At 74.2% G+C, this 24,943-nt stretch carries 4 protein-coding genes; all 4 read right to left on the reverse strand.

Going from position 1 to position 24,943, the window contains the following annotated elements:
- Nucleotides 1–13 precede the first annotated feature (13 nt).
- The 4 genes from DMB42_RS42830 to DMB42_RS42845 are packed head-to-tail and all read right to left on the reverse strand — an operon-like array spanning nucleotide 14 to nucleotide 24,897.
- Entirely contained in the window at nucleotides 14–12,271 is a 12,258-nt protein-coding gene (locus DMB42_RS42830; protein ID WP_125645191.1) for a non-ribosomal peptide synthetase, read from the reverse strand.
- Nucleotides 12,272–12,314: 43 nt separating this feature from the next.
- On the reverse strand, nucleotides 12,315–16,766 hold the full coding sequence (locus DMB42_RS42835; RefSeq protein WP_125645193.1) for a non-ribosomal peptide synthetase: 4,452 nt from the start codon (nucleotides 16,764–16,766) through the stop codon (nucleotides 12,315–12,317).
- Nucleotides 16,763–22,957 (reverse strand): non-ribosomal peptide synthetase, encoded by a 6,195-nt coding sequence (locus tag DMB42_RS42840; protein WP_125645195.1) that lies wholly within the window; start codon nucleotides 22,955–22,957, stop codon nucleotides 16,763–16,765. The genes DMB42_RS42835 and DMB42_RS42840 overlap by 4 nt, the downstream gene beginning before the upstream one ends.
- Nucleotides 22,954–24,897 carry an ABC transporter ATP-binding protein gene (locus DMB42_RS42845; RefSeq protein WP_125645197.1) on the reverse strand — a complete coding sequence of 648 codons (1,944 nt, stop codon included), beginning with the start codon at nucleotides 24,895–24,897 and terminating at the stop codon, nucleotides 22,954–22,956. The genes DMB42_RS42840 and DMB42_RS42845 overlap by 4 nt, the downstream gene beginning before the upstream one ends.
- Nucleotides 24,898–24,943 lie beyond the last annotated feature (46 nt).

Below are 24,943 nucleotides of genomic sequence, written 5' to 3' on the forward strand. Positions count from 1 at the left end.
CTCCTTATGGAGGTTATTCGTCGGCCGGTCCGGCCTCGAGTTGGTCCATCTGGTCAGGTGAGAGGGCCACGAGCATGCCCGCCGGCGACTCCGGCTCCTCCGCGCCGCCGGCCGGGAGCTCCTTGACGAGCGCCGCGAGCCGTTCGGGCGTCTTCTCGTCGAACACCTGCCATGGGGTCAGTTCCAGCCCTTCCCGGCGGGCCCGGGCCGACAGCTGCATCGAGGTGATGGAATCGCCGCCGAGTTCGAAGAAGCTGTCGTCGGCGCCGACGTGGTCCAGGCCGAGCACCTCCGCGAACAGCTCGCACAGCCTGGTCTCCATGGCGGTGCGCGGGTCGCGTCCGGACGCCGTCCCGGCGAGGTCGGGAGCATGGAGCGCCCGGTGGTCGATCTTGCCGTTCGGGGTCAGCGGCATCGTGTCCAGCGGTACGAACGCCGCCGGCCGCATGTGCTCGGGCAGGCGTTCGGCCACCGTGTCGCGCAGGGCGGCGATCAGCGTGCCGTCCTCGGGAGCGCCGGTCGCCGGGACGACGTACGCCACCAGTTGTTTCTCGCCCGGCCCGTCCTCGCGGGCGACGACCACCACCTGGGCGACCTCGGGGCGGCCGGCCAGCACGGCTTCGATCTCACCCGGCTCGATCCGGTAGCCGCGTACCTTCACCTGGTCGTCGGCCCGGCCGGCGAAGACCAGCTCACCCTGCCGGGTCCAGCGGGCCCGGTCGCCGGTGCGGTACACGCGGCCCCCCGGTGTGAACGGGTCGGCGACGAACCGTTCCGCCGTCAGGCCCGGCCTGGACAGGTACCCGCGGGCCAGCCCGGCCCCCGTGACGTAGAGCTCGCCGGTCACGTCCGGCGGCACCGGTTGCAGGAAGGCGTCGAGCACGTAGGCCCGCGTGCCGGCGATCGGACCGCCGATGGGGACCGCGTGTCCCGGGGAGTCGTGTCCCGGGGACAGCGGGCGGCTCATCGTCGCGCACACGGTCGTCTCGGTGGGCCCGTACGCGTTGATCATCCGGCGGCCCGGCGACCAGCGGTCCACCAGCGCGGGCGGGACCGCCTCGCCGGCCACGACCAGGGTCTCCAGGCTGTCCGGCAGGTCGTCCTCGACGGCCAGCACGCTCGGTGGCACGGTCACGTGCGTGATGCCCCACTTCCGTACCGCGTCGCCCAGCGACACCCGGGGCGGCATGCTCTCCGGGCCGGCCAGCACGACGGTCCCGCCGGACAGCAGGGCCATGCACAGCTCGGAGACGGCGGCGTCGAACCCGAGGGCGGCGAACTGCAGGATCCGCGAGGAGGACGTCACGCCGAAACGCTCGATCTGCGCGCTCGCCAGGTTGCCGAGCCCGGCGTGGGTGACCAGGACGCCCTTGGGCACGCCCGTCGACCCCGACGTGTAGATCACGTACGCGCCGTCACCCGCCGCGACTTGCGGCAGCGGCGCTCCGGGCCCGGCCGCGGGCGGGTCGTCCAGCGCCACCACCGCGCCGGCGAACCCCTCCGGAACGGCCGCCCGGGTGTCCGACGTGCACACCAGCACGTCCGGCGCCGAGTCCGCGAGCATCAGCCCGACGCGCCCGGCCGGATAGTCCGGATCGACGGGGACGAACACCCCGCCCGCCAGCGACACCCCGAGCAGGGCCACCACCAGCTCCGCCGACCGCCCGGCGAGCACGGCCACCCGCGTCTCACGCCGCACGCCGAGGCCCGCCAGCAGCCGAGCCAGCTCCTCCGCCTCGCCCAGCAGGCCGCCGTACGTCAGGCTCCGCGCCGCGTCCACCACCGCCACCGCGTCCCGCGACCGCTCCGCCTGCCGGCGGAACAACACCGGCAGCGGCTCCACCGCGAGCGGCGCGCCGGTCCGGTTCCACTCCTCCACCACCAGCCCGCGCTCGACCACCTCGATCAGGCCGACCCGGCCCACCGGCGACCAGGGCTCGGCCGCCACCTGCTCCAGGGCCCGGACGATCCCCGCGAGCATCTCCTCGGCCCGGACCCGGTCGAACGCGTCCGGACGGTAGATGAACTCGCCGTGGACGCCGCCGTCCTCGGAGGCGCGCATGGAGAGCGGGAAGTGCCCGTTGTCGTCCGGCACGCCCGCGGGACGCATGACCAGCGCGTCGGGGTCCTCGGACGGACGCGGCGGGCTGGGATAGTTCTCGAACACCACGAGCGTGTCGAACGCCGCGCCGGGACCGGCGCACTGGTTGATCTCGGTCAGCCCGATGTGCTGGTGCGCCATCATCGCGACCTGACGTCGCTGCAGGTCGATCAGCATGTCGAGGAACGGTTCGGCGCCGGTGAGCCGGGCCCGGACCGGCAGCGTGTTCATGAACAGGCCGACCGCGGACTCGACGCCCGGGATCTCGGGCGGGCGCCCGGCCACCGCGGTGCCGAAGACCACGTCCTCCCGTCCGGTCAGCCGGGCCAGGAGCAGCGCCCAGACCCCCTGGAACAGGGTGTTCATCGTCACGCCGTGGCGGCGGGTGAACTCCACCAGACGCCGGCTCAGGTCGTCGCCGACCCGGAACCGTACGCGCTCGGGCTCGACCGGCGCGGTGACCGTGTCCGGCGGGACGACGTGCGTCGCCTCGTCCAGGCCCGCGAGCTCGGTCCGCCACGCCTCCCGGGCGGCCTCCTTGTCCTGGCGGGCGAGCCAGGTGAGGTAGTCGCCGTACGACGTGGGGGCCGGCAGGGCCCGGCCGTCGCCGCCGGCCTCGTACGCCGCCATCTCGTCGAGGGTGAAGACCGGGAGCGACCAGCCGTCGGCCGCGATGTGGTGCGAGGTGAGGGCCAGCCGGTGGCGGCGTTCCCCGAGGCGTACCAGGTGCAGGCGGAGCAGCGGCGCGCGGGTCAGGTCGAACCGGTCGGCGCGCGACCGCGCCGCGAGGCGTTCGAACTCCGCCAGTGCCTCGTCCTCCGGCAGGTGGGACAGATCGGTCTCGGTCCAGGGCAGCGTCACCTCGCGCGCGATGGCCTGCACCGCCTCGCCCGATTCGAGCTGGTGGAAGCTCGCCCGCAGGGCGGCGTGCCGGTCGAGCAGGGCCTGCCAGGACGCGCGGAAGCGGGCGACGTCCAGCGGGCCGTCGAGGGCGAGGGTGCGCATGCTCTCGTAGACGTCCGGGCCCTGCTGGTCGTAGGAGGCGTGGAACAGCAGGCCCTCCTGGAGCGGGGAGAGCGGCCAGACGTCGAGCAGGGCCGGCACGGCGGCCTCGACCTCCTCCACGTCGCGCCGCGTCAGCGTGGTGAGCGGGAAGTCGGACGGCGTGTGCCCGCCGGCGCCGTCCGCGCGGGCGTGCGCCGCGAGCCCGGTGAGCAGGTCCAGCCACGTCTCGCCGAACGATTCGGCCTCTTCCGCGCCGAGGATCCGGCCCGCCCAGGTCACGGTCAGGGTGAGCTCGGGCCCGCCGGGGGCGTCCAGCACGACCGCGTCGAACTCCACGACGTGCCGCAACGGCGTGTCCGGTTCCGCCGCACCGCCGATGGTTCCCGCGAGCTGCCAGGGTCCGGCGTCCCCGCCGGGCCGGGCGGAGAGGCGGCCCAGGTAGTTGAACCCGATCTCCGGCTGCGGCCGGGCGGCCAGGACCTGTCCGGTCCGGGCGTCGAGGTGGCGCAGCACGCCGTAGCCGAGCCCGCCGTCGGGCACGGCTCGCACGTTCTCCTTGACCTGCTTCAGCAGGCGGCCGGCCGCGGCGCCGCCCGCGATCACGTCGGCCGGGTCGACGCCCGTCACGTCCAGCCGCAGCGGGTGGATCTCGGTGAACCAGCCGACCGTGCGTGACAGGTCCAGCTCGCCGACGGGCTGACGGCCGTGGCCCTCGACGTCCACGACGACGGCGTCGCCGCCGCGCCGGTGCGCGACCGCGCCCGCCAGGGTGGCCAGCAGCACTTCGTGCACCCCGCAGTGGAAGGCCGAGGTGACCTGCTCCACGAGCACGGCCGCCCGGTCCCCCGGGACGGTCCACGACCTGCGTCCCGCGGTCGAGACGGTGTCGCGTCCGGGGTCGAGCTCGCCGAACCGCGTCTCCTGGCCGTCGAGGATCGCCGTCCACGTCTCCAGCTCGGCGGCTCGGGTCTCCGCCTGCCCGGCCAGCGTCCGCGCCCAGCGCCGGAACGAGACGTCCACCGGGTCGAGCGCCGGTTCCCGGCCCGCGGCCACGGCCTCGCAGGCCATCCGCAGGTCCGGCAGCAGGATGCGCCACGACACGGCGTCGACCACGAGGTGGTGCGCGACCAGGACGAGCCGGCCGGGGCGGGCGGGGCCGGCGTCCACCCATACCGCCCGTACCATCACGCCGGCGGCGGGATCCAGCCGCGTGGCCGCCTCCCCGGCGTGCCGGTCGGCGAGGTCGTCGAGGAGGGCGGCGCCGGCCTCGACCCGCTCCACCAGCGTGGCCGCCTCCACCGTGCCCCGGCCGGCCACGACCAGCCGGGGCTCTTCCCCTTCGGCCCGCACGACCCGGCTCCGCAACATGTCGTGCGTGTCGATCAGCGCGCCCAGCCCGGCCGCCAGGGTGTCCGGCGACAGGCCGGCGGGCGTGCCCACCGTCACCCACTGCGCCAGGCCGCCCCGGGACGTCGCGCCGGGATCCTGTTCCGTCAGCGCCCGCATCACCGGCGTCCACATGACCTCGCCGACGCCGTCGTCGAGGGCGGGCCGCCGGTCGCCGCCGCGCCCGGCGACCGCCGCGATCGCGGCCGGCGTCCGCTGCTCGAAGACGTCCTTCGCGCCGAAGACGAGGTCCTCGCGCCGGGCGCGGGCGGCGAGCTGCATCGACAGGATCGAGTCACCGCCCAGCTCCAGGAAGCTGTCGTCGGCGCCGACCCGGTCCACGCCGAGGATCTCGGCGAACAGGTCGCACAACATCCGTTCGGCCTCGGTGCGCGGCTCACGGCCGGCCGGGTTCCCGGCGTACTCGGGGGCCGGCAGGGCCGTGCGGTCGATCTTGCCGTTGACCGTCAGCGGGAAGTCGTCCAGCACCACCACCGCCGCCGGGACCATGTACTCCGGCAGCCGCGCCGCGAGGTGCCCGCGTACCGCGCCGGGGTCGGGTCCCGGGTCCTGCGCCGAGGTCACGTACGCGATCAGCCGCTTGTCGCCCGGACGGTCCTCGCGGGCCACGACGACCGCCTGCGCGACCCCGGGGGCCTCGGCCAGCGCCGCCTCGATCTCCGCCGGCTCGACGCGGTACCCCCGGATCTTCACCTGGGAGTCGGCCCGTCCGGCGAACAGCAGCTCGCCCTGGTCCGTCCAGCGCGCCAGGTCGCCGGTACGGTACATCCGCCCACCGGGGACGAACGGACCGGCGACGAACCGTTCCGAGGTCGGCCCCTGGGCGCCCAGGTAGCCGTGCGCCAGACCGGCGCCGGCGAGATAGAGCTCGCCGGTCACGTTCGGGGCCACCGGCTGGAGGAAGGCGTCGAGCACGTACGCCCGCCGCCCGGCGGGCGGACGGCCGATCGGCAGGCTGCCGTCCGTCGCGTCCCCCGGTTCGAGGAGGTGCCAGGTGGCGCAGAGGGTGATCTCGGTGGGGCCGTAGAGGTGCCGGACCCGGACCTGCGGGCAGGCCCGGCGCACCCGCGCGACGGAGGCGGGCGGCACCGCGTCCCCGCCGGTCAGGACCTCCCGCAGCCCGGCGAAGGAGTCCGGCGACTCCTCCGCGAGCACCCGGAAGCTCCCGGCCGTCAGGTGGACGGTGGTCACGCCGCGGGCGATCGCGTCGCGCAGCCGCCGGGCGTCGATCGTGCCCGGTTCGGCGACCAGCACGCGGGCCCCGCTGACCAGCGGCACCCAGATCTCCAGCAGCGAGGCGTCGAACGCGTGCGAGGCGTGCATGAGCACGCAGTCGCCGGGGCCGACCGACCAGCCCGGGTCGCCCGCCAGCGCCGCCACGCTCCCGTGCGGCACCACGACGCCCTTGGGCACGCCGGTCGATCCCGACGTGTACATCACGTAGGCCACATCGAGCGCCCCGACGGTGAGCGGCGGCGTCTCGTAGAGCGCCTCCCCGGCCGTGAGCGGCGGCGTCCCGTCTCGTGCCTCCCCGGACGCCGGGGTGTCCACGGTCAGCGGCCGGACACCGGGGGGCACCGCGCCGCGGGTCGCCTCCGTGCAGACGGCCAGCGACACCCCGGCGTCGGCGAACGTCCGCTCGGTCCGCCCCGGCGGCTGGTCCACGTTCACCGGTACGTACGCGGCCCCGGCCTTCCAGATCCCGAGCAGGGCGGTGAACAGGTCAGCGCCGCGCTCCATCACCACGCCGACGCGGTCGCCACGGCCCACTCCCAGCCCGGCCAGCCGTCCCGCCAGCCGGTCCGACCTCCGGTCGAGGTCGGCGTAGGACAGGGTGCGTCCCCCGTCCATGACCGCCACCGCGTCCGGGGTCCGGCCGGCCTGCCGCCGGAACGCCGCCACCACCGACGGCCCGCCGGCCGCCTCGCCGGTCGTGTTCCAGCGCTCCACCACGGTCGTACGGGTCGACGCGCTCGTCACGCCGAGGCGGCCCACCGCGACCGTAGGGTCCGCCGCCATCTGTTCCAGGACCCGTACGACCTGCCCGGCGACCTCGGCGGCCGTCTCCCGGCCGAAGCGGTCGGGCCGGCAGGACACGTTGATCCGCAGGCGCTCCCCCGGGCTGACGCTCATGGTCAGCGGGTAGCCGGTGCCGGCCCGGGTGGAGACCGAGCCGATCGCGACGCCGCCGTCGTCGCCGAGCCCGGCGGCGTCGAGCGGGTAGTTCTCCAGCATCATGATGGTGTCGAAGACCGCGCCCGTCCCCGCCGCCTTCTGGATCTCCGGCAGCCCCATGTACTGGTGGTCGGTCAGGGCCGACTGGCGTCGCTGGAGGTCCCGGAGCAGGTCCGGCACGGGCAGCCGGCCGTCGAGGCGTACGCGGACCGGGATGGTGTTGATGAACATGCCCACCATCCGCTCCACGCCCGGCACGTCCGCCGGACGCCCCGAGACCACTCCGCCGAACACCACGTCCGTCCGGCCGGACAGCCGGGCCAGCACCAGCGCCCACGCGCCCTGCAGAACCGTGTTCAGGGTCAGGCCGTGGCCGCGCGCGAAGTCGAGCAGCCGGCGCGTGGCGTCCTCGGGCAGCCGTACGGCGTGTTCGTACGGGGTCGCCGGCGTCCTGTCGGCGTCGGGCGCGACCAGGGTCGGCTCGTCCAGACCGGCGAGCTCGGCCCGCCACGCCGACCGGGTGGCCTCCTGGTCCTGGCGGCCGAGCCACACCAGGTAGTCCCGGTAGGACGGCGTCGGCGACGGGAGCCGCCCGCCCGCGTACGCGGTCGACATCTCGCCGAGGACGATCGGCGTCGACCATCCGTCCAGCACGAGGTGGTGCGAGGTCAGCACGAGGCGGAGCCGTTCCCCGCCGAGCCGGATCAGCGTCAGCCGGAGCAACGGCGCCCTGCTGACGTCGAAGCGTTCCGCCTGGTCGGCCGCGAGCAGGCGGTCCGACTCGGCCGCCGCGGCGTCGTCGTCGAGGTGCGACAGATCGGCCTCACGCCACGGGATGTCGGCCTCGGCCACGACGACCTGGACCGTCTGGCCCGATCCGAGCTGGTGGAAGCTGGTCCGGAGTGATTCGTACCGGGCCGTCAGCGGCTTCCAGGCCGCGCGCAGCCGGTCGGCGTCGAGCGGCCCTTCGAGGTCGAGGATCCGCTGGCTCTGGTAGACGTCGACGCCCGACTCGTCGAGGGCCCGTTCGAAGAGCATGCCCTCCTGGAGGGGCGACAGCGGCCAGATCCCGGTCAGCCCCGGCGCGGCGGCCTCCAGCTCCTCGACGTCCCGCTGTGTCACTCCGACCAGGTCGAAGTCCGACGGGGTGTGCCCGCCCGCGCCGGGGGCCCCGGCGTGGGCGGCGAGGCCGGTCAGCAGGTCGAGCCAGGTCTCGCCGAGCCGTTCCACCGTGGCGGGGTCGAGATCCCCGGCCTCCATGGACAGTCTCAGCCGGGGGCCGTCCGGGGTGTCCAGGACGTCCGCGCCGACCTCCAGGTCGTGGGCCAGGACCAGGTCCGGACCGGCGCCGAGCGGCCCTTCGACCGGCTGCCACGCGGTGTCCTCGGCCCCGAGGGCGGACCGGCCGAGGTAGTTGAACCCGATCCGCGGGGACGGCAGGGCGGCGAGCCTGGCCCCCGTATCGGGGTTGAGGTGGCGCAGCAGCCCGTAGCCGAGCCCGTCGCCGGGCACCGCGCGGACCTGTTCCTTCACGGCCTTCAGCAACGTCCCGGCCGCCGTGTCCCCGGCCGCCGCGGCGGCCAGGTCGACGCCGGAGACGTCGAGGCGGACCGGGTGCACGCTGGTGAACCAGCCCACAGTGCGCAGCAGGTCCTCGCCGTCGGCGGCGTGGCGGCCGTGGCCTTCCACGTCCACCACGACGGCGTCGCCGCCGCGCCGCCGCGCCACCGCGCCCGCCAGCCCGGCCAGCAGGACGTCCTGGATCCCGCAGTGGAAGAGCTCCGGGGCCCGGCCGACCAGGGCGAGCGCTTCGGCCCCGGACAGCGTCCCGGACCACGAGTACGACCGCCCGGTCCGCCGCCCCAAGGACGGGTCCGCCCCCTCCAGCACGGCGGCCCAATGATCGAGCTCGGCCACCGTGCTCTCGCTGAACGCCTGCTCGGCCAGCCGCCGCGCCCACTGCCGGTACGACGTCGTCGCGGGTTCGAGCACGAGGGTCCGGCCGGCGGCCACCTCGTCGTACGCCGCCCGCAGGTCCGGCAGCAGGATGCCCCACGAGACCGCGTCCACCACCAGGTGATGGGCCACCAGCGCCAACCGGCCGGGCCCGGCGGCCCCGGCGTCGATCCACACGGCCCGCACCATGATCCCCGCCGACGGGTCCAGCGTGCCCGCCGCCGTCCTGGCCGCGTGCTCGGCGATCTCGTCGAGGTTCCCGGTCCCGGCCTCCACCCGCGTGACGAGGCCGGCCGCGTCCACGCCGCCCCGTTCGGGGACCACCAGCCGCCCGTCGGGCTCGACCCGGCCGCGTAACAGGTCATGGACGTCCAGCACCGCCCGCAACGCGCCCGCCAGCGCGGCCGGGTCGAAGCCGGCCGGGGCGACGACGACGCGCGTCTGCGCGAAGCCGGGGCGCACCGCGTCCTGCCCGAGGGCGCGCATCACGGGCGTCCAGGGGATCTCCCCCGTGCCCGCGTCCGCCGCCGGGCCGTCCCGTCGTGTCGCCGGGGTCGCTCCGGCCAGCGCCGCCAGCCGCTCGGGGGTGCGCTGCTCGAACACCTGCCGCGGGGTCAGGGAGATCCCGTCGCGCCGCGCGCGGGCGGCGACCTGCATCGAGGAGATCGAGTCCCCGCCCAGTTCGAAGAAGCTGTCCTCGACCCCGACCCGGTCCAGGCCCAGGACCTCGGCGAACACGCCGCACAGGATCCGCTCGGCCTCGGTGGCCGGCTCCCGGCCGGCCACCTTCGAGGCGAAGTCCGGTTCGGGCAGGGCCTGCCGGTCCACCTTCCCGTTGACCGTCAGCGGCAGCTCGTCCAGGACCAGCACCCCGGCCGGCACCATGAACTCGGGCATCGTCTCGGCCAGCCGGGCGCGCAGCCGGGCCGGGTCGGCGTCCCGTCCCGCCTCGGCGACCACGTAACCGATCAGGTGCTCCTGCCGTACGGTCACCACGGCCTGGGCGACGCCCGGCAGAGCGGCGAGGACCGCCTCGATCTCGCCCGGCTCCACCCGGTAGCCGCGGATCTTGACCTGGTCGTCGGCGCGTCCGCCGAACACCAGCGCGCCCTGGTCCGTCCAGCGCGCCAGGTCGCCGGTACGGTACATCCGCTCGCCGGGCGCGAACGGGTCGGCGACGAACCGTTCGGCCGTCGGCGCCGGACGTCCCAGGTAGCCGCGCGCCACCCCGGCCCCGGCGAGGTACAACTCGCCCGTCACCCCCGGAGGGACGGGCCGCAGGAACGCGTCGAGGACGTGGACGCGCCGCCCCGGGAGCGGACGTCCGATCGGCAACACCGATCCCGTACCGTCGCCGGGTTCGAGCAACCACCAGGTCGCGCACAGCGTGGCCTCGGTCGGGCCGTAGAGATGCCGCACCCGGACGCCGGGACAGGCCCGCCGGACCCGCTCCACCGCCGCCAAGGGCACCTCGTCCCCGCCGGTCAGCACCTCGCGCAGGCCGCCGATCGACTGCGGTGACTCCTCGGCCAGCACCCGGAAGGTGCCAGCGGTCAGGTGGGCGGCCGTGACGCCGCCGGCCACGTAACGGGCCAGGGCCTCGCCGTCCACCGCGCCCGGCTCGGCGATCACCACCCGCGCGCCCGACAACAGCGGCACCCACAACTCGAACAGGGAGATGTCGAAGGCGTGCGAGGCGTGCATCAGCACGGCGTCGTCAGGACCGATCCCCCACTCCGGCTCGCCGACGAGGGCCGCGACGTTGCCGTGCGACACGGCGACGCCCTTCGGCGTCCCGGTCGATCCCGAGGTGTACATCACGTAGGCGAGGTCGTCGGCCGCGACGCCGACCGACACCGGAGCGCACCGCGCCACCGCCTCCCGCGTCGCCGGGTCGTCCAGGACGATCGGGTCGAGCCCGCTGTCCAGCACGGCGTCCCGGTACGCCCGCTCGCACACGACCGCCGCCGGCTCCGCGTCCGCCAGCATGAACTTCACGCGTTCCACCGGGTAGGCCGGATCCACCGGGACGAACGCCGGGCCCGCCTGCCACACCGCGAGCAGCGTGACGATCAGGTCGGCCGAGCGTCCCATCACCACGGCCACCCGGTCCCCGCGCCGGACCCCGCGGCCGCTCAGGCAGCCCGCCAGCCGCTCCGCGCGTCCGGCCAGCTCCGCGTACGACATCGTCCGGTCGCCGTCCACGACCGCCACCCCGTCGGGGCGGCGTTCCACCTGGCTCCCGAACAGCTCCGCAGCTGGCCGGCCCGGCCGCGCGCCGGGCGTCGCACCCCACTCCCGCACCACCAGGTCGCGCTCGGCCGCGCTCGTCACGTCGACCTCGGCCACCGTGATCCCGCCCGCGCCGGCCAGCCGGCGCAGAACCCCGCCGAACCGCTCGACGACGGCGAGCGCGGTGTCCCGGTCGAAGAGTTCCGGCAGGTAATCGAGCTTGAGGAGCATCGACGCGCCGGGCACGGCGACCAGCGTCAGCGGGTAGTGGGCGGCTTCCCTGCCCTGGTTCACGCGGATGCCGAACGCCTGCGCGGAGTCCGCCTCGCCGAGCTCGCGCGGGAAGTTCTCGAAGACGAGCAGGGTGTCGAAGATCGCGCCGGGCCCGGCCGCCTGCTGGACGTCGGCCAGCCCCACGTACTGGTGGGGGATGAGCGCCGACTGCCGCCTCTGCAGCTCCGCCAGCAGCTCGACGACCGGCGTCGAGCCGCTCAGCCGTACGCGTACGGGAACGGTGTTGAGGAACAGCCCCACCATCCCCTCCACGCCGGGCAGGTCCGCCGGACGCGCCGACACCGTCGCCCCGAACACCACGTCCGTACGGCCCGCCAGCAGCGCCAGCACCAGCGCCCACGCGCCCTGCACCACCGTGTTCAGCGTCAGCCCATGGCCGCGGGCCAGCTCGTCCAGCGAACGCGTGAGGTCCTCCGGCAGCTCGGCCGTGACGCTCTCCGGCACGCCGGGCGTACGCCCCGGGTCGGCGGGCGCCACGAGCGTCGGCTCCTCGGCGCCGCGCAGCTCCTCCGTCCAGGCCGACAGCGCCTTCTCCTTGTCCTGCCGGCCCAGCCACGAGAGGTAGTCCCGGTACGAGGTCACCGGCGGCAGGTCCAGCGGGCCGCCGTCGGCCGCGTACAACATGGTCAGCTCGTCGAACACGATGGGCAGCGACCAGCCGTCCATGATCGCGTGATGGCAGGTCACCACCAGGTGGTGCCTGTCGTCGGCGACGCGGATCAGGGTCAGCCGCAACAACGGCGCCTTCGCCAGGTCGAACCTCCGCCGCCGGTCCTCCTCGGCCAGCTCCCGTACGGCCTGCTCGGGGTCGTCGAGGTGGGAGAGGTCGACCACCCGCCACGGCAGTTCCACCTGCCCGGCGATGATCTGCACCGTCTCACCTGATCTGCGCTGCCGGAAGCAGGCCCGCAGCGGGGCGTGCCTGGTCAGCAGCGCCTCCCATGCCGCGCGCAGCCTGGCCGCGTCCACCGGGCCGTCCAGGTCCAGGATCCAATGGCCCAGGTAGACGTCGGGCCCTTCGCCGTCGTAGACCGTGTGGAAGAGCAATCCTTCCTGCAGCGGCGACAGCGGCCAGATGTCCTCGATCCGCGACTGAGCCATCAATATCTCCCTCGATCAGCGAAAGGCTTGGATCAGCGAAGGCTTAGAGGTCGTCGTCGAACTCGGCCTCAAGTTCCTCGATCTCGTCCTGGCGCAGATCGAGGAGGCCGAAGTCGGATGCGGTGTGTCCCCCCGCAGCAGGATCATCCGCCTGGCGGGCCAGCCCGGACAACGTGTCCAGCCATCCCCGGCCCAGCCGGTCGATCTCGGTTTCGGCCAGCAGGTCCGCGGGCCAGCTCAGGGTGAGCGTGAGCTCCGGGCCGTCCGGCGTGTCCCGTACCAGCGCGTCGGCCTCCAGCGTGTGCGGCAGGCTCATGCCGGGGTCCGTCGACCCGCCGATGCCGCCCGCCCACTGCCACGGCCGCACGTCGTCGCCGGTGACGAACCGGCCCAGATAGGTGAATCCGACCTGCGGCGACGGCAACGCCGCCAGCACCGGCCCGGTCTCCTCGTTGAGATACCGCAGGAGCCCGTAACCGAGCCCGTCACCCGGTACGGCGCGGGCCTGTTCCTTGACCGCCTTCAGCAGGCCGCCGGCGGACGATCCGCCCGCCAGCACGTCGGCCCAGTCAACGCCCGTCATGTCGAGCCGCACCGGATGCACGCTGGTGAACCAGCCCACCGTCCGCGACACATCCGGAACGCGTCCGTGGCCTTCCAGATCGACCAGCACCACGTCCGCGCCGCGCCACCGCGCCACCGAGCCCGCCAGCCCGGCCAGCAGAACGTCCTGAACGTCGCAGAAGAACACCGCCGGAGCCCGTCCGGCCAGCACCGACGCCTCGGCCCCTGAGACCACCCACGACCGCCGCCGTACCTTCCCCCGGCTCAGCCCTTGGCCGATCGGCTGGTCGTCCTCGCCGACGATCGCCTTCCAGGCCGCCAGCTCCTTGGCCCGTTCGGCCGAGACCGCCCACTCCTCCAGCAGCCCCGCCCATCTCCGGAACGACATCCCGACCGGCTCCGGCTCCCCCTCGCACGCCGCCCGCAGGTCGGGCACCAGCACCCGCCACGACGCCTCGTCGACGGCCAGATGATGCGCGACCACCACCAACCGCCCCACCCGGTCCGGCCCCGCGTCCATCCACACCACCTGCGCCACCACACCGGCCGCCGGGTTCAGCCGCCGTACCGCGTTCTCCACCACCTCTTGCAGCGAGCCGCCGTCCACACGCCTGACCAGCCGGGCCGCGTCCACCGAGCCGCGTTCGCCCACGACGAGCCGTCCCGACTGCACCCGCAGCCGCAACATGTCGTGCGTGTCCACCAACGCCGCCACCCCGGCGACCAGCACCTTCTCCGTCAGGTCGGAGGGCGCCCCCACCACGACCCACTGCGCGAACCCCGCACTCGCGACCCCGTCCCCCCACAGCCGCATCACCGGCGTCCACGGGAGCTCGCCCGCGCCGTCGGCCGGACCATCCGCCGACGTGCCGTCCATCTCGACGACCGCCGCGATCCCCGCCGGCGTCCGGTGCTCGAACACCTCCCGCGCGCCGAAGGCCAGGCCGTCGCGGCGGGCCCGTGCCGCCAGTTGCATGGAACTGATCGAGTCGCCGCCCAGCTCGAAGAAGCCGTCGTCCGCGCCGACCCGTTCCAGGCCGAGCACCTCGGCGAACAACCCGCACAACACCCGCTCGGCCTCCGTCACCGGCTCCCGGCCGGAGACCCGCCCGCCGAAGTCGGGATCGGGCAGCGCCTCCCGGTCCACCTTGCCGTTCGCCGTCACCGGCAGGGCGTCCAGCGCCATCACGGCCGCCGGCACCATGTAGTCCGGCAGCACCCTGGCGACCTGCTCCCGCAGCCGTACGGGATCCACCACGCCGTCGGAGACCACGTAACCGACCAGGCGGCCGTCACGCGCCACCACCACCGCCTGGTCGACGCCCGGCTGCCCCGCCAGCACGGCCTCGATCTCACCGGGCTCGACCCGATAACCACGGATCTTGACCTGGTCGTCCGCCCGTCCGGCGAACACCAGCTCACCCTCGTCGGTCCAGTACGCGACGTCCCCCGTCCGGTACATCCGCTCACCGGGAACGAACGGATCGGCCACGAACCGCTCCGCCGTCAACGCCGGACGACCGAGGTAGCCGTGCGCCACGCCGGAGCCCGCGATGTAGAGGTCTCCCGCGACGCCCGGTGGCAACGGCCGCAGGAAGACGTCCAGGACGTAGAGCCGCCGGCCCGGCATCGGCCTGCCGATCGGCAACGTCGGGCTCAGCCGGTCGCCGGGTTCGATCGCCTTCCACGTCGCGCACAGCGTGGTCTCCGTCGGGCCGTAGGTGTGCCAGACACGTAGCCACGGGCACGCCCGCCGTACGCGTTCCACCGCGCCGGGCGGCACCACGTCCCCGCCCGCGGCCACGTCACGCAGCCCGGAGAAGGAATCGGGCGACTCCTGCGCCAGCGCCCTGAACTGCCCGGCGGTGAAGTTCACCGCGGTGAGACCGTCCGCGACGTACGCGGCCAGCCGCGCCGCGTCGACCACGCCCGGCTCGGCGATCAGCACCCGCGCGCCCGACACGAGCGGCACCCACACGTCGTACAGCGAGGCGTCGAAGGTGTGCGGGGCGTGCATCAGCACCGCGTCGCCGGGCCCGACACCCCACCCGGGCTCCCCGGCCAGTGCCGCCACGCCCCCGTGGGAGATCGCCACGCCCTTCGGCGTCCCGGTCGACCCGGAGGTGTACATCACGTACGCCAGGTCGTCCGGCCCGACCGGGACCAGGCAGACCCCGCCGTCGGTGGCGTCCTCCACGAAGATCCGCTCATAGCCCGCCGGCACCGCGTCCGAGGTCTCCCGCCGGCACACCACCGCCGAGACCGCGGAGTCGGCCAGCAGGAACGCCACCCGGTCCGCCGGGTAACCCGGATCGACCGGTACGAACGCCGCGCCCGCCTTCCACACCCCGAGCCACACCGCCGGCACCTCGGCCGACCGCTCCAGCAGCACCCCGACCCGGTCGCCGCGTCCGACGCCCCGGTCCGCCAGGGCCCGCGCCACCCGGCCGGACCACTCGTCCAGCTCCCCGTACGTCCAGGCCCGGCCTCCGGCCGTCATCGCCGTCGCGTCCGGCGCGCGCTCCACCTGGCGGCGGAACAGCTCCACGGCCGACGGCGCGTCCACCGGGTCGCCCGTCCGGTTCCACCGTTCGACCACCAGCTCGCGCGCGGCGTCGCCCACCACGTCCAGGCGGCCTGCCGTCGCGTCCGGCTCGGCGACCATCCGTTCCAGGACGCGGGCGAGCCCGTGCAGCGCCTCCTTGGCGACGTGGAACAGCTCCGGCCGGTACTGGACGTCGGTCTCAAGGCTCTCGCCCGGCATGACCCCCAGGGTGATCGCGTACGGGGACGCCTGGTGGAACTCCTTCAGGGTCAGGCCGAGGCCGCCGCGAGGCTGCGATCCCGCCGCCGGGTCGACGTAGTTCTCGAACACCACGATCGTGTCGAGACCCGCCCCGCCGAGCTTCTGGATCTCCGGCAGGCCGAGATGCTGGTGCGGGATCAGCGCGGACTGCCGTTCCTGGAGCTCGGTCAGCATCTCCAGGACCGACCGGCCGCCGTCCAGGCGTACGCGTACCGGGACGGTGTTGATGAGCAGCCCCACGAGTTGCTCCACGCCGGGCAACTCCGCCGGGCGTCCCGAGACAGTCGCCCCGAAGACCACGTCCGTCCGGCGCGCCAGCCGGGCCAGCACCAGTGCCCACGCGCCCTGCACCACCGTGTTCAGCGTCAGCCCGTGACGGCGGGCGAACTCCACCAGAGCGGACGTGAAGGCCGGCGAATGGCGGATCACCTCCCGTCCCGGCAACCCCGGAGCCCCGCCGGGCCTGTCGGGGAGCCCGAGCGCCGATCCGTCGGCCCCGGCCAGCTCCGTACGCCATGCGGTCCTGGCGGCCTCCTTGTCCTGCCGGCCCAGCCAGGCCAGGAAGCTCCGGTACGAGCCCGCGGGCCGCAGCCCCGGGACGCCGCCGCCCGCCGCGTAGAGCTCAAGGAGCTCCGATTCGAGGATCGCCCGCGACCACCCGTCCATGAGCAGGTGGTGGCTCGTCGTCACGAGACAGTGTCTCTCCGGGCCGAGCCGGATCAGCGTCAGCCGCAGCAGCGGCGGCTTCGCCAGGTCGAACCGCGTGGCGCGGTCCTTCTCCGCGATCACGCCCACCTCGGCCGGCGCGTCCTCCTCGGCCAGGTCGGACAGGTCGTGTTCGGCCCACGGGAGCCGTACTTCCCGGGGGATGAGCTGGACCGTCTCGCCGGACTTCCGCCGGTGGAAACACGCCCGCAGCGCCGCGTGCCGGTCGAGCAGCCTCTCCCAGGACGTACGGAACCGCGCCGGATCCAGCGGCCCGTCGATGAGCTGCGACTGCTGGATGACGTAGATGTCGGGGGCCTCGTCGTCGAAGGAGGCGTGATAGAGCATGCCCTCCTGCATCGGTGACAGCGGCCAGACTTCCGCGAGTGCCGATCCGGGGGACGTCGTCGGAGTGTTCACGATGCCTGGCCTCCATTGAGTTCCGCCGCTATGGCCTCGAAGCCCTCGACCTCGTCCTGGTCCAGGTCGAGGAGGCCGAAGTCGGACGCGGTGTGTCCCCCCGCTTCGGGGTCGCCCGCCTGGCGGGCCAGCCCGGACAACGTGTCCAGCCACCCCTGGCCCAGCCGTTCGACCTCGGCTTCCGCCAGCAGGTCCGCCGGCCAGCTCAACATGAGCGTCAGCTCCGGGCCGTCCGGCGTGTCCCGTACCAGCGCGTCGGCGTCCAGCGCGTGCGGCAGGCTCATGCCCGGGTCCATCGACCCGCCGATGCCGCCCGCCCACTGCCACGGCCGCACCTCACCCGGGTCACCGGTCACGAACCGGCCCAGATAGTTGAACCCGACCTGCGGCGACGGCAACGCCGCCAGCACCGGCCCGGTCTCCTCGTTGAGATACCGCAGGAGCCCGTAACCGAGCCCGTCACCGGGCACCGCCCGCGACTGCTCCTTGACCGCCTTCAACAACCCACCCGCGGCCGAACCGCCCGCCAGCACGTCGGCCCAATCGATCCCGCCGAGCTCCAATCGCACCGGATGCACGCTGGTGAACCAGCCCACCGTCCGCGACACATCCGGCCCGCCGACCGGATCGCGGCCGTGGCCTTCCACGTCCACCAGCACCACGTCCGCGCCGCGCCACCGCGCCACCGAGCCCGCCAGCCCGGCCAGCAGAACATCCTGAACCCCGCAGAAGAACACCACCGGAGCCCGCCCCACCAGCACCGACGCCTCAGCCCCCGACACCACCCACGACCGCCGCCGCACCTCCCCGGCGCTCGGCCCCCGGCCGATCGGCTGGTCCTCCTCGCCGACGACCGCCTTCCAGCCCGCCAGCTCCTTGACCCGTTCGGCCGAGACCGCCCACTCCCCCAGCAGCCCCGCCCACCGCCGGAACGACACCCCGACCGGCTCCAGCTCCCCCTCACACGCCGCCCGCAGATCCGGCACCAGCACCCGCCACGACACCCCGTCGACGGCCAGATGATGCGCGACCACCACCAACCGCCCCACCCGACCCGGCCCGGCATCCACCCACACCACCTGAACCACCACACCGGCCGCCGGATCCAGCCGCCCCACCGCGCTCTCCACCACCTCTTCCAACGGCCCACCGTCCACACGCCTGACCAGCCGGGCCGCATCCACCGAGCCCCGTCCGCCCACGACCAGCCGCCCCGACTCCACCCGCAACCGCAACATGTCGTGCGTGTCCACCAACGCCGCCACCCCGGCGACCAGCACCTTCTCCGTCAGGTCGGAGGGCGCCCCCACCACGACCCACTGCGCGAACCCCGCCCCCACGACCCCGTCCCCCAGCAACCGCATCACCGGCGTCCAGGCGACCTCGCCCACGCCGTCGGCCGCAGCGTGATCATGTTCCGGCGACGACGGGTCCGCCGCGCGCCGCGCGAGTCGTTCCGGTGTGCGCTCCTCGAACACGTCCCGCGTGGTGAAGGCCATCCCGGCGCGGCGGGCCCGTGCCGCCAGTTGCATCGAACTGATCGAATCGCCGCCCAGCTCGAAGAAGCCGTCGTCCGCGCCGACCCGTTCCAGGCCGAGCACCTCGGCGAACAGTTCGCACAACACCCGCTCGGCCTCCGTCACCGGCTCCCGGCCGGAGACCCGGCCGCCGAAGTCGGGATCGGGCAGCGCGCCCCGGTCGATCTTGCCGTTCGGGGTGGTGGGCAACGCCTCCAGCGCGACCACCGCCGCGGGCACCAGGTGCCGGGGCAGCCGGGACACGAGATGCGCCCGCACCGCCTCCGGATCGAGGTCGCCCGGCGACACGTACGCCAGCAGGCGGTCCCCGCGGACGGCCACGGCTGCCTGGGCCACCCCCGGATGGGCGGACAGGGCGGCCTCGACCTCGCCGGGCTCGACCCGGAACCCGCGGATCTTGACCTGGTCGTCGGCCCGCCCGGCGAACACCAGCTCACCCCGGTCCGTCCAGTACGCCAGATCCCCCGTCCGGTACATCCGCTCACCCGGGACGAACGGATCGGCCACGAACCGGTCGGCCGTCAACGCCGGACGACCGAGGTAGCCGCGGGCCAGCCCGATCCCGGCCACGTACAGCTCGCCGGTGATCCCCGGCGGCAACGGCCGCAGGAACGCGTCCAGCACGTGACCACGACCCCCGGCGATCGGCGTCCCGATCGGGACCGCGTCCCGGCCGGGCGCCAAGGGCGTGCTCATCGTCGCGCACACCGTGGCCTCGGTCGGCCCGTACGCGTTGACCAGCCGCCGTCCCGCCGACCAGCGATCGGCCAGGCCCGGCGGACAGGTCTCCCCCGCCACCACCACGGTCTCCAGCCCGTCCGGCAGCGTGTCGGCCGTGGCCAGCACCGACGGCGGAACGGTCACGTGCGTGACGTCCCAGCGTTCCAGCGCCTCGCTCAGCGACACCCGCGGCGGCAGGTCCCGCTCCGGCGCCATCAGGAGCCTGGCCCCCGACAACAACGCCATCAACACCTCCGACACCATGGCGTCGAAGCCCAGCGCCGCGAACTGCAGCACCCGCGACGACGGCGACACGCCGAACCGGTCGATCTGCGCCGCCGCCAGATTCCCCAGCCCCGCGTGCGGTACGACGACCCCCTTCGGAGTCCCGGTGGACCCGGACGTGTAGATCACGTACGCCGCGTCACCCGGACCCACGTGCGGCGACTCCGCGTCCGCGGCCCCGGCGAGCTCCACCTCGTCGACCACCACCGCCCGATCCGCGAACTCCCCGGGCACCGCGCCGCGTGTCCTCGCGACGCACAACACCAGCACGGGATCGGCGTCCCGCAGGATCCACCTCACGCGCTCGGCCGGGTACGCCGGATCCACCGGCACGAAGGCGCCACCGGCCAGGGACACCCCGAGCATCCCGACGACCCACCAGGCCGACCGGTCCGCCAGCACGCCCACCCGGCATTCGGGCCCGACCCCGCGGGCCCTCAGCAGGGCGGCCAGCGCCGCCGCCCGCTGCCACAACCCGCCGTACGACAGCTCGCCGTCGTCGTCGGCCACCGCGACGTGGTCCGCCCGCTCGTCCACGACCCGGCGTACCAGCACCGGCAACGACTCCCCCGACGCCAGGGCCGGGTCCGGGCCGCGTACGGGACTGTGGCCGACGCCGGCCCGTCCCACCAGCGCGTACGGATCGTCGGCCAGCGTGCCGAGGGCGCCGACGAACCATCCCAGGATCGACTCGGCGACACCCTCCTCGACCTGCCCCCGCCGGTGGACGAGCTGGATCCGGAAACGATCTCCAGGGATGACGCCGAGGGTCAGCGGGTAGTGGGTGCCCTCGACCGTGCCGAGATAGGCGAACCGCCCGGCGAAGTCCCGCGGATAGTTCTCGAACACCAGCAGCGTGTCGAACGCCGCGCCCGGCCCGGCCGCCTTCTGGATCTCCGGCAGCCCCAGGTGCTGATGCGGCATCAGGGCCGCCTGCCGCCGCTGGAGGCCGGTGAGCAGGTCCAGCATCGACTGCCCGCCGTGCAGCGGCACCCGGACCGGGACCGTGTTCATCATCAGCCCCGGCATCGACTCCACGTCCGGGAGCTCGGCGGGGCGGCAGGCTACCGTGGTGCCGAACACCACGTCGGTGCGCCGGGCGAGCCGCGCCAGCACCATCGCCCACGCGCCCTGCGCGATCGTGTTCAGCGTCAGGCCGTGGTCGCGGGCCAGCGTCCTCAGCCTGGTGTACAGGTCCGGCGTCAGGAAGGCGACGCGGTACTCGTAGCCCGTCCCGGCGGCGGCGGTCGCGATCAGTGCGGGCTCGTCGAGGCCGGACAGCTCCGCCCGCCAGGCCGTACATGCCGCGTCCTTGTCCTGCCGGTCCAGCCAGGCCAGGTAGTCGCGGTAGGAGGCCGGTTCCGTACGCTCCGGCAGCCGCCCGCCGGCCTCGTACGCCTCCGCCACCTCGTTCAGGATGACCGCCACCGACCAGCCGTCGGTCAGGATGTGGTGGTGGACGACCAGCAGGCGGTGCCGGTCCGCGCCGTACCGGGCGAGGACCAGCCGGAACAGCGGCGCCCTGGCCAGGTCGAACCGCGTCCGCTGCTCCCGTGCGGCCAGGGCCTCGACGGCCGCGTCGACATCGCCGGCGTCCGTCAGGTCCACCTGCCGCCACGGCAGGGCGACGTGCCCGGCGACGGCCTGGAAGGGCTCCCCCGACGCGCGTCGATGGAAGCTCACCCGAAGCTCGGGGTGCCGGGCGAAGACCGCCTCCCACGCGGCCCGCAACCGGGCCACGTCCAGCGGCCCGTGCAGCTCCAGGATCCATTGCGCCTGGTAGATGTCGAGCCCGTCGTCGTCCAGGGTCGACTGGAAGAGCAGCCCCTCCTGGAGCGGCGCCAGCGGCCAGACCTCCGGCACCCCCGGGACGGCGTCCGCCAGCTCCGCCTCGTCCTGCGCGCCGAGGATGATCAGCGCACGGCCGGCGCGCCCACCGGCCGGAACGGCCCCCGCCACGGCCGCGAGCCCCGCCGGGGTCCGCTCCGTGAAGATCTGGGACGGCGTCACCAGCAGCCCGGCCTTGGCCGCGCGCGCCGCCAGCCGCATCGCGACGATCGAGTCACCGCCCAGCTCGAAGAAGCCGTCGTCGGCCCCGATCCGGTCCCGGCCGAGCAGCTCGGCGTACAGGCCGCACAGGACGCGCTCGGCCTCGGTGGCGGGCTCGCGGCCCGTGGAGGTCGCCGCGAAGGCGGGCGCCGGCAGCGCCGTCCGGTCCACCTTGCCGTTGCCGGTCAGCGGCAGCGCGTCCAGCGCGATCACCACGGCCGGGACCAGGTGCTCCGGCAGCGCCGCCGCGAGACGTTCGCGGACGAGCAGGGGGTCCGCGTCCGCCACCACGTAACCGATCAGGCGTCCGTCGACCGCCGCCACCACGGCCTCGTGCACGTCCGGCTGGGCGGTCAGCGCGGCCTCGATCTCGCCCGGCTCGATCCGGAACCCGCGGATCTTCACCTGGTCGTCGGCCCGGCCCGCGAACAGCAGCTCGCCCTCGGCGGTCCACCTGGCCAGGTCGCCGGTCCGGTACATCCTCCTCCCGGGCGCGGACGGATCCGCCACGAACCGTTCGGCCGTCAGCCCCGCCCGGTCCAGGTAGCCGTCCGCGAGGCCGGCGCCGGACAGGTACAGGTCACCGACCGCGCCCGGCGCCACGGGCCGCAGCGACGCGTCGAGCACCTGGGCCCGGCGGCCGGGGAGCGGCCGGCCGATCGGCAACACCGGCGCCGCCGCGTCGCCCGGCTCGATCAGGTGCCACGTCGCGCACAGCGTCGTCTCCGTCGGGCCGTACAGGTGCCGGATCCGTGCTCCGGGGCAGGCCGCCCGTACCTTGTCCACGGCGTGCGCGGGCACCACGTCGCCGCCGGTCAGCACCTCGCGCAGCCCCGCGAACGACTCGGGCGACTCCTCCGCGACCGCGCGGAAGCTGCCCGCGGTCAGGTGCGCCCGCGTCACCCCGGCCGCGACCGCCTCGCGCAGGCGCCGGGCGTCCACCGGGCCCGGCGCGGCGATCACCACCCGGGCGCCCGACGCCAGCGGCACCCAGATCTCGTACAGGGAGGCGTCGAAGGCGTACGGCGCGTGCATGAGGACCGCGTCGCCGGCTTCCACCCCCCAGCCGGAACCGCCCACCAGCTCCGCGACGCTCCGGTGCGGGACGGCCACGCCCTTCGGGGTGCCCGTCGAGCCGGAGGTGTACATCACGTACGCCAGATCCCCGGGGCGCGTCTCGACCGCCGCCGCGCCGCCCGCGTACTCGTCCGTGACGACGACCGGCTCGCCCCCCTCCGGTACGCCGTCGCGCGCCGCGACCGAGCACACCATCAGGGACGCCCCCGAGTCCGCCACCATGAACGCCACCCGCGCCGCCGGATAGGCGACCTCCACCGGCACGTACGCCGCCCCCGCCTTCCATACGGCGAGCAGCGCCACCACCAGGTCCGCCGAACGGTCCATCATGACCGCGACACGATCGCCGCCTCGGACACCACGGGCGATCAGCCGCCCGGCCAGGCGGCCCGCGAGCTCATCCAGCCGCCGGTACGTCAGGACCCGGTCCCCGTCGACCACGGCCACCGCGCCGGGCGTCCGGTCCACCTGCCGGGCGAACAGGTCCGGCACCGTCGGTGCGGCCTGGGCTGCGGAGTTCATCGTCCCCCTTCACGAACCACCTCCGGGGCGCCGGCCCCGTTGCCCGTTTCCGGCCGGGTCCCGTTGCCGCCGGGCTCGGCGAACTGCGTGTGGTACAGCTCCGCGTAGAGACCGAACTGGGCCAGCAGCTCCTCGTGCGTCCCGCGTTCCCGGACCCCGCCGTCGTCGATCACGAGGATCTGGTCCGCCTCCCGGATCGTGGACAGCCGGTGGGCGATCACCAGCGACGTACGGCTGCGCAGCGCGGTCTTCAGCGCCCGCTGGACGGCGGCCTCCGACTCGGAGTCCAGGTGGGCGGTGGCCTCGTCGAGCACGACGACCGAGGGCGCCTTCAGCAGCAGCCGGGCGATGGCCACCCGTTGCTTCTCCCCGCCCGACAGGCGGTAGCCGCGATCGCCCGCGACGGTGTCGAGCCCGTCGGGCAGGGATTCGATCAGGTCCCAGATCTGGGCCCCCTTGCACGCCTCGATGAGCTCGTCCTCGGTGGCGGTGGGACGGGCGTAGAGCAGGTTCTCCCGGATCGTGTCGTGGAAGAGATAGGTGTCCTGGCTGACCACCCCCACCGTGTCGCGCAGCGACTCGAAGGTGAGGTCCCGCAGGTCGTGCCCGCCGACGCGGACGGTTCCCCCGGTCGGGTCGTACAGGCGGGAGACCAGGTGGGTGAGGGTGCTCTTCCCCGCGCCCGACGGGCCGACGAGCGCGGTGACGGTCCCGGCCGGGACACGCAGGTTCACGCCGCGCAGGACCTCCGGCGCCGCCTCCCCGCGATCCCGCCCCGACCGTACGTTCTGCTCCAGCGACGGCAGCGAGACCTCGTCCGCGGCGGGGTAGCGGAACGACACGTCCTCGAACTCGACGTCCGGCACCGAGTCCCGCTCCAGCGCGACCGCGCCGGGGCGTTCCTGGATCAGCGGCTTCAGGTCGAGCAGCTCGAAGATCCGGTCGAAGCTCACCAGGACGGTCAGCGCGTTCTCCTGCATCCCGGAGAGCTGGGTGATCGGCCCGAACAGCCGCGAGAGCAGGGTGGCGAGGGCGACCAGCGTGCCGAGCTGGAACACCCCGGCCAGCACGAGCCCGCCGCCGACCCCGTAGACGAGCGCCGTGGCCAGCGAGGCCATCAGCGCGAAGATGACGAAGGCCATCCGGCCGAACACGACGACGCGTACGCCGATCCCGCGCAGCCGGCTGGCGCGCCTGTCGTACTCGGCCAGCTCGTCGGCCGGGCGGCCGAAGAGCTTGGAGAGCATCGCCCCCTGCACGTTGAACCGTTCCTGGAGCAGCCCGGCCAGTCCGGCGTTGTCCTCCATGAGCCCTCTGGTGTAGCGCTGCATGCGCCGCCCCATGTAGGACCAGGGCACGAGGAACACCGGGATCAGCACGATCGTCATGACGGCGACCAGCCACGACAGGTAGAACAGCTCGGCCAGCACCAGCAGGACCGTGACGCCGCTGGTGGCGGCCATCAGCATCCCGCTGAACGCCTGCTGCGTCATGACCAGTTCCGTCTGCAGCCGGCCGACCAGCACCCCGGTCTGGGCGCGGGTGAAGAACGCGATCGGCAGCCGCTGCACGTGGCCGAGCGCCTGGACCCGGAGGTCGTAGCTGACGCCCTGCCCGATCTTCCCGGAGATCCAGGCCGACGCCACCTGCAGCAGCGCGCTCACCACGGCGAGCCCGGCGGCCAGGCAGGCCAGCAGGGTCACGACCCCGAGGTCGTTCTTGAGCACGCCGGCGTCGACGAGCTCCTTCAGCAGCAGGGGCGTCACGACGACGATGAGCGACTCCAGCCCGGCGACGAGGACGAAGAGCACCACCTTGCCGATGTGCGGGCGGAAGTAGCCGAGCACCCTGCGCAGCGTCCCGGGGCGGAGCTTGGACGGCCCGGGACCATCGTCCTCGTCGCCTTTCAACATCCCCCCGAAGGGCGACACCATGGCCATGCGGGCGCTCCTCTCACACGACACGCGAAGTCAGCGTTCTCAATCG

It is taken from the genome of Nonomuraea sp. WAC 01424 (genome assembly GCF_003947315.1).
Classification (GTDB): Bacteria; Actinomycetota; Actinomycetes; order Streptosporangiales; family Streptosporangiaceae; genus Nonomuraea; species Nonomuraea spiralis.

What these genes read in the sequence shown, in the direction of transcription:
- DMB42_RS42830 (WP_125645191.1), bottom strand. Translation starts at nt 12,271, where the DNA reads ATGGCTCAGTCGCGGATCGAGGACATCTGGCCGCTGTCGCCGCTGCAG.
- DMB42_RS42840 (WP_125645195.1), bottom strand. Translation starts at nt 22,957, where the DNA reads ATGAACTCCGCAGCCCAGGCCGCACCGACGGTGCCGGACCTGTTCGCC.
- DMB42_RS42845 (WP_125645197.1), bottom strand. Translation starts at nt 24,897, where the DNA reads ATGGCCATGGTGTCGCCCTTCGGGGGGATGTTGAAAGGCGACGAGGAC.